General features: G+C 59.2%; 10 protein-coding genes and 1 tRNA gene. 6 read left to right on the forward strand and 5 right to left on the reverse strand.

The genetic code is table 11. The annotated features are described in order from the left end of the window. Positions 1–14 precede the first annotated feature (14 nt). A complete protein-coding gene (locus tag EKK30_RS06200; RefSeq protein ID WP_290981834.1) occupies positions 15–692 on the forward strand; it encodes a hypothetical protein in 678 nt (225 codons plus the stop codon). Between the two features lie 81 nt (positions 693–773). On the opposite strand, the gene EKK30_RS06205 is transcribed toward EKK30_RS06200, so the two are convergent. Next, complete coding sequence (locus tag EKK30_RS06205) at positions 774–1052, reverse strand: DUF1153 domain-containing protein (protein WP_045836900.1); 279 nt, start codon at positions 1050–1052, stop codon at positions 774–776. 411 nt (positions 1053–1463) lie between these two features. Between EKK30_RS06205 and mnmA the strand changes: the two genes are divergently transcribed. The 3 genes from mnmA to EKK30_RS06220 all read left to right on the forward strand — a co-directional run bounded on the left by mnmA (position 1464) and on the right by EKK30_RS06220 (position 3659). After that, positions 1464–2687, forward strand: coding sequence for a tRNA 2-thiouridine(34) synthase MnmA (mnmA, locus tag EKK30_RS06210; protein WP_290981844.1), 1224 nt, complete (start codon positions 1464–1466; stop codon positions 2685–2687). A gap of 40 nt (positions 2688–2727) precedes the next feature. Beyond that, entirely contained in the window at positions 2728–3453 is a 726-nt protein-coding gene (locus tag EKK30_RS06215) for a methyltransferase domain-containing protein (RefSeq protein ID WP_290981847.1), read from the forward strand. Positions 3454–3582: 129 nt separating this feature from the next. Further along, a tRNA-Met gene (locus tag EKK30_RS06220) sits at positions 3583–3659 on the forward strand. Between the two features lie 155 nt (positions 3660–3814). Here the strand turns inward: EKK30_RS06220 and EKK30_RS06225 are convergent. Both EKK30_RS06225 and EKK30_RS06230 read right to left on the reverse strand, forming a co-directional pair. Next, positions 3815–4378 (reverse strand): hypothetical protein, encoded by a 564-nt coding sequence (locus EKK30_RS06225; protein WP_290981850.1) that lies wholly within the window; start codon positions 4376–4378, stop codon positions 3815–3817. Then, the gene (locus EKK30_RS06230) at positions 4365–4562 is read right to left on the reverse strand and encodes a hypothetical protein (RefSeq protein ID WP_290981853.1); all 198 of its coding nucleotides are present in this window, start codon (positions 4560–4562) and stop codon (positions 4365–4367) included. The genes EKK30_RS06225 and EKK30_RS06230 overlap by 14 nt, the downstream gene beginning before the upstream one ends. A 234-nt stretch (positions 4563–4796) precedes the next feature. Between EKK30_RS06230 and EKK30_RS06235 the strand changes: the two genes are divergently transcribed. Beyond that, positions 4797–5165, forward strand: a complete 369-nt coding sequence (locus EKK30_RS06235; protein WP_290981856.1) for a hypothetical protein — start codon at positions 4797–4799, stop codon at positions 5163–5165. Between the two features lie 32 nt (positions 5166–5197). Here the strand turns inward: EKK30_RS06235 and arfB are convergent, their stop codons facing one another. Further along, on the reverse strand, positions 5198–5617 hold the full coding sequence (arfB, locus tag EKK30_RS06240) for an alternative ribosome rescue aminoacyl-tRNA hydrolase ArfB (RefSeq protein ID WP_290981859.1): 420 nt from the start codon (positions 5615–5617) through the stop codon (positions 5198–5200). A gap of 334 nt (positions 5618–5951) precedes the next feature. Between arfB and EKK30_RS06245 the strand changes: the two genes are divergently transcribed. Beyond that, positions 5952–6248: a hypothetical protein gene (locus EKK30_RS06245; protein WP_290981862.1), complete on the forward strand. Its 297-nt coding sequence runs from the start codon at positions 5952–5954 to the stop codon at positions 6246–6248. A 55-nt stretch (positions 6249–6303) separates the two neighbouring features. Here EKK30_RS06245 and EKK30_RS06250 read toward each other — a convergent pair. Then, positions 6304–6639, reverse strand: a 336-nt coding sequence (locus EKK30_RS06250; protein ID WP_290981865.1) for an aminotransferase class IV, incomplete at its 5' end; no start/stop codon positions are given.

Genomic DNA, 6639 nt, shown 5'->3' on the forward strand with positions numbered 1-6639 from the left:
CTTCGGGGGAAATATTGATTCGCTACGCCTCAAGCCTGGTCTTGACGCTGCTCACATTGGCGGCGCTGACAGGTTGTGCGAGCAACGCCCCTCAGTTGCAGTCAATGAGCATCGGCCAGTCCGAGGATGCGCCTCCATCATCATCGTCCAGTGCGCCATCTCCCGCAAACAATCCCGGCGCGCCTGAGGAGTCTCGAGGCGTTCCAGTGCCGGGCGCCGTTGGATCCGCGACCGAAATCTATTCCTCGATTGCGCGCGGCGCGATGGCCTGTTGGTTCGCCGTCAATGGTCCGTTGAAAAAGGATTATATCTTCCACGCAGCCGCCGACGCTCCATCGCGCGGCGGCGGAGGAAAGGCCGTTATTACAATTCACCAGCGCGATCCATCACAGCCGAACCCGCGCGGGCCAAAGGCCTACGTCGTCGAGATTCTTCCGACTGGAGAATCTTCGGCACGCGTCACGGTCGAGAACCGGAAGATGTCGGATACATACGCGAGCGCCATGAAGGACGACATCGCTCGCTGGTCGAAGGACGAGCAAGGCTGCGTTGGCGCTAATGCTGTTGCTGGCTGGGCGCCGAGTTCGCCACAAGCGCCTCCGGCCACCGCGAAAACCGCAAAGAAATCATCAAAGGCGAAGCAGAAAGCTGCCCAGGCGAAACCCGCCGCGCAGTCTCCAGCAGCACCCTGAAAAATTCCACCATACAGCGCAAAGCGGCCCGCGAATGGGCCGCCTCATTCAACTGCACGGACAACGATCGATCCGGAAGGATCAGTCGCGATAGTCTTGCAGACGCGTCGCCCGCAGGCCCGGAAGGCCATGCTTGTCGATCGACCTCTGCCAAGACAGGAACTCATCGACAGTCAAGGTGTAGCGTTCGCACGCTTCCTCGATGCTAAGCAGTCCGCCGCGTACTGCAGCGACCACTTCCGCCTTGCGACGGATGACCCATCTTTTCGTGTCCCGCGGGGGAAGATCGGCAACTGTGAGCGGCGACCCATCGGGTCCGATCACATAGCGCCCGCGCGCTCTCATCTGCTGTTCGGTCATGATACTCGATACACACTCTTGACCACGGGGGAGTTATAACCTGTTTGCGATTAAATTAGCACTAAGCCATTGAGTGAAAAAGGCTTAAACGGCCGTGCCAATTCCGGTATTTCCGCCATCGAAATGGGGCGCGGCTGAGGCCGGCCATGTCAGAATGACCCAGCCGGTAACCGCATGTCCTTCAGAGCGAAAAACGGGCCAACGCGCGGTGCGGGATGACACACCGCCTTGCCGGGGACCGATTTGAGAACTATTGATTACCGGCTATTCGCGTCGATCTCGGGCAGCATCCTGTCCCGCGCGGCAATTCTTTGAAACTGCTCAACTTTTGAGGATAGCGGCAAAGGGATAGCGTTGTAGGGGCCTCATTTCTTGGCCCGCTCAATTGATCCGAGCCTCTGTTTGATCCGCATGACTCACTCCGAAACGTCCGTTGCCAACCGCGACGTGTTGACCAGCCCGGTCGAGGCTCCTTCCCTCCGGAAGAGAGTTGTCGTGGCGATGTCGGGCGGCGTCGATAGTTCGGTTGCAGCCGCAATCATGAAAGCCGCCGGGCATGACGTGATCGGCGTGACGCTTCAGCTCTACGACCATGGCTCGGCCACCGGCCGTAAGGGCGCCTGCTGCGCGGGTCAGGACATCCACGATGCGCGCCGGGTCGCCGAAGCCCTCGACATTCCCCATTATGTGCTGGATTACGAAACCCGCTTCGCTGCAAAAGTGATCGAGACGTTTGCAGAAAGCTACGTTGCCGGCGAGACGCCTATTCCCTGCGTCACCTGCAATAACGAAATCAAGTTCCGCGACCTGCTCGATACTGCGAAGGACTTGGGCGCGGACGTGCTCGTGACTGGCCACTATGTGCAGCGGCTGGACACGGACCACGGACCGGAGCTTGCGCGCGCCGTCGATACCGACCGCGACCAGAGCTATTTTCTCTTCGGCATCACCAAGGAGCAGCTGCGGTCTCTCTGGTTCCCTATTGGCGGCATGCGCAAATCCGATGTGCGCGACCTCGCGCGCTCCTTCAATCTCCCCGTGGCCGACAAGTCGGACAGCCAGGACATCTGCTTCGTTCCGACTGGCAAGTACACCGATGTCATTGAGCGGCTGAAGCCCAGCGCGTTGGATTCCGGTAACATCGTTCACTTGGACGGCCGCGTCCTCGGCCGCCATGACGGCATCGTGCACTACACGGTCGGACAGCGCCGCGGCATCAAGATTCCGGCCGCCGAACCGCTCTACGTCGTTCGTCTCGACGCCTCTCGAAACGAAGTGATTGTTGGTCCTCGTTCGGCACTGACGACAACTGGCCTTATGCTTCGGAACGTCAATTGGCTCGGGGAAAAGCCGCTGGAAATCCTCGCGACATCCGGCCTTTCGCTTTACGTTCGCATGCGCTCGTCGCAGAAACTCCGCCCCGCCCAGCTGAAAATCGAAGAAGATGGTAGGGTCAGGGTTGAGCTTCATGACGGCGAGGAAGGTATTGCGACCGGCCAAGCCTGTGTGTTTTATGCCGATGACGGGGCTGAAGGACGCGTTCTCGGCGGGGGATGGATCGACAAAACGATCAAAGCCAACGCTGCCGCGCAAACCCATGCCTCGGGTCAGTCGGTCGCCGGCCTGGGGCGCTAGGTGCGTCGCGTGAAACGATGCGGACGGATGGAGATCTGCAGTGAGTGATAACGAGCCTTCGACAGTGACTGCTTTTGGCGCGCAAAGAAAACGTGCTGGCGCCAAAGTTCTGCAGCTCGACGAAGGCCAAGTCCGCGATGCCTATCGCCGTTGGGCCCCGGTATACGATTACACCTTCGGTGCAATATCGACGGCGGGGCGGCGGCATGCGGCCGAAATCATCAACGCGGGATCGGGACGCGTCTTGGAAGTCGGCGTTGGCACCGGCCTCGCGCTTCCGAACTACAAATCGCACCTCGATGTTGTCGGTATCGATCTGGCGCCTGAGATGCTGGACAAAGCGCGAGAGCGCGTGAAGGCCGAGAAACTGACGAACATCTCTGGCCTATACGAGATGGACGCGGGCAACCTGAGCTTCGCGGACAATTCGTTCGACACCACCGTCGCAATGTACGTGATCACCGTCGTCCCGGACCCGACGAAGGTCATGCAGGAACTTGCTCGTGTGACGAAGCCCGGCGGCGAAGTGTTGTTGGTCAATCACTTCAGCCAGGACGAAGGCGTGCGCGGTTGGGTCGAGCGTCAGATGGCGCCGTTCGCCGATCTCGTCGGCTGGCACTCGGTGTTCGACGTTTCCCGCGTCATGGTTTGTCCCGAACTCAAGCTCATCGACCGGAAGGCACTTCGGCCGTGGGGGATATTCACGATGATGCGTTTTCGTAAGGACGCTGCATCGGTTTCCCAGCGCCCCGAAGCGGCGGAGTAGGTGCGGTTCGCGCCATCGAGATGTGGGCACCGGACAGAAATTAGGGACGATGGGGCGCGCCGTCGTGTTGACAGGATGCTACGGCGCTCCCTATAGACGGTCGCTCGACGGCAGCTTGCAGGCCGGTGTGGCGGGATAGCTCAGGTGGTTAGAGCGGCGGTCTCATAATCCGCAGGTCGGCGGTTCAAGTCCGCCTCCCGCTACCAAGACATTTGATTTCCCCATCGATTTCGTACGACGCAATTGCCGCCCCGATGGTCGCTTCCTTCATCCGGCGCGCACGAACTGTCGTGTCGCCCAGGATTGTGAGGTCCAAAGACGCCAGGGCTTTTTTCGCAATGCGCGCAATCCGGCGTCCACGTCATGATCGCATCCGGTCAGCGCTGAAGCCGCGCACGCAATGATGGCTCCAAGAGTTTGAAGATCTGCCGATCGTGACAGGTGCACTCGAGCTAGAGCCCTCTGCGCGCCCGTCGGCGATGGCATCGATCATCATGGCTGCTTTCTTCCCGTTCCCGCGAAGACCGTAGAAATGACGGATGATCGCGTTGGGCACCGGATCATAGACGGGAGAAGCGTTCCACTCTGAGTGCAGCCAGCCAATCCGCTTGGAAATTTCCGTCGGCTCATCAGCGCGATGTTCCTCTGGCCGAAAAAATACGGACCAGTATCCCAAGACCGCACTGATCGCAGCTTGGTCCCACCATTCGTGATTGATGTATTCGCGGCGAGAGATTGCGGCATCGAGCAGCTGCCGCGAGCTGGGGCAGTTCCGCATGACGTAGACTCCGGTGTTGAGGCGCCACTTAGATGGCGTGTCCGGTACGCACCAACGCTCTTTCACAAAGTAGAAGTCAGCGTCGTCTCTAATGCTATCGGGGATGTCTTTGTCGAAACGTCGAATGACGGCATCAGATGCCTTCATCGAAGCATTGCCGTGTAGGATACAATTTCGACCATGCCGGTGGCCGTCCACACGTTCCATCGATCGCTTCCTGGAACTCCATCGCGTACCGGTTGGCGTAGCGCCTCATCGCGGGCGTGGCGAGGGCCGCGATTTCGGAAAACCCGCTGTCGTACGATGTCAGCAGACACCACCTATCGGCCATGCTCCCCCTCAATGATGAAGAGGCAATAGCCTGCGCGAGTTGAATTTCCAATGCGACGGCAACGAACCTGACGCACGATCCAGCTTGCAGAGGCAATCGGCCCAAGCCACACCTCCAGCGAAACGTCAGCTTCGCAACAGCTACAGGATTTAGCTTTTTTGCGGAGTGATGTTCGTGTCGCGTTTGGCGGCCGCATGAAGCGCGCCCTGATTTCTCCCTCTGAAAGGCGCACTCATGTCCGTCGCCGCAATCGGCAGCTCAGACGCCTACGCCCGCTACCGGCAGCAGCAGCTGAGCCTCTTAACATCATTAAACGGGTCAACGGCTGCCCAGTCGTCGTCCAATCCCGTGCCCTTCGAAGCGGATCAAACCGCCGCAAAGACATATGCGAGCCGGTTCAAGGCCGATCTGTCGACCCTAAATGATAGACATCACCACGCCCAGTACAGTGCCTCATCCGGCGCCCCGTCCAGCGCCGGCAATACCGCCGATAATTCAGACTCTGCAAACTCGAACCCGAGCCAAGACAGCTTCAAGCAGACGATGGATCAGCTCGTCGGTCTGCTGAACGTCGCTGCAAAGGTTGCGTCCATCGTCATTTGATTTCACATCGCTCCGCGCAGCCGCATGCATGGTCAGTCGAAATCGACTTTGCGGCTGCGCATTTTTTTGACTTTCCCACGCACACTCTTCGTCTTCATGCGCTCTTCCCGAGCCCCACGCGATGGCTTGGTCTTTATCCGTGGCTTGGGCCGGACCAGTGCCTCCTTGATCAAGTCGGTAAGTCGCTCGCGCGCATCAGCCCGGTTCTGCTCCTGACTTCGAAACCGATCTGCCTGGATGACGATGGTACCCTCTGTCGTCAAACGTCGTCCGGCGAGACGCTTCAGGCGCCCGCGCGCATCAGGCGGGATGCTTGTGTTTGCAGCCAGGTTGAACCGTAGTTCGACCGCCGTCGAAACCTTGTTGACGTTCTGCCCGCCGGGACCGGAGGCGCGCACAAACCGCTCCTCGATTTCAGCTTCATCGATATCGAGCGCAGCCGTTATACGCATGCGAACGTCACCCTCGAGAGACAATCAATGATTGTTGAAACCAATCCGCACGCCTCTTGATTGAGTGCAGCACATTAACCTACAGTTATTGCGCACGAAATTGATTGCACCGTTCGCAGCAGGCTGGAGCGAGCGCCAATGGCAGATACGGGGCACACAGAATATCTGCATACGCTGCCGCAAAGGGGCCACTTAGATGCGCATTTTAACCTCGAAATTTACGGGTCATTTAAGTCCAAAAACCTAGTTTGAGAGTTATCGCATTGAGGCTGCAGGGCCTTGAGCTTCCTGCAGCGAGAATCAGGTTAATGTCGAGGGCGGAGTCGAATTAGGCATGCGCATCGCGACGACGACAGCAATCCCATCACTTGAGCGGCCCGCCCGGCGGGTTGGGCGGCCTTTTGCTGTGCGTCTTGCGGGAGTAGCGGTTGCGTCCTTCCTGCCCGCGGTGTTCTGGGCCTTCGCGATCGACCTGATAGCCATGTGGTTCGGTCACGGGCTCTCCGCTATGACGCTCAGCGTCATAGGTGGCACGATTGCTGTCTTTCTATTCGCTGTCTGCGCGCCACTGATGCTTCGATCGCCCGAGCCTAACGCCCGCTTAGAGGCCGACGAAGCGCTGCTCGATTAATCAGAGGAGCAGGGCCGGACGGAGAAAATCTTCCCCGTCCCCGCCCGCCAATCGATCACTCCGCGGCGACGCGCTTCTGCGGCTTCACCAACTCCATGTAGTCCTTGAGGAGCGTCTCGGTGATCTGACCGGGCTTGAACCTGTGCTCGCCGATTTCCGACACCGGGGTCACTTCCGCGGCTGTACCTGTGATGAAGCACTCGGTGAACGACGGGAGTTCTTCCGGCATGATGTCGCGCTCCACGACCGAGATCCCGCGCGCCTTTGCGAGACTGATGACCGTCTTGCGCGTGATGCCATTGAGGAAGCAATCCGCCGTGGGCGTGTGGATGACGCCATCTTTGATGAAAAAGATGTTCGCACCGGTACACTCGGCGACGCGCCCTCTCCA

It is taken from the genome of Hyphomicrobium sp., assembly GCF_003987855.1.
Lineage (GTDB): Bacteria > Pseudomonadota > Alphaproteobacteria > Rhizobiales > Hyphomicrobiaceae > Hyphomicrobium_B.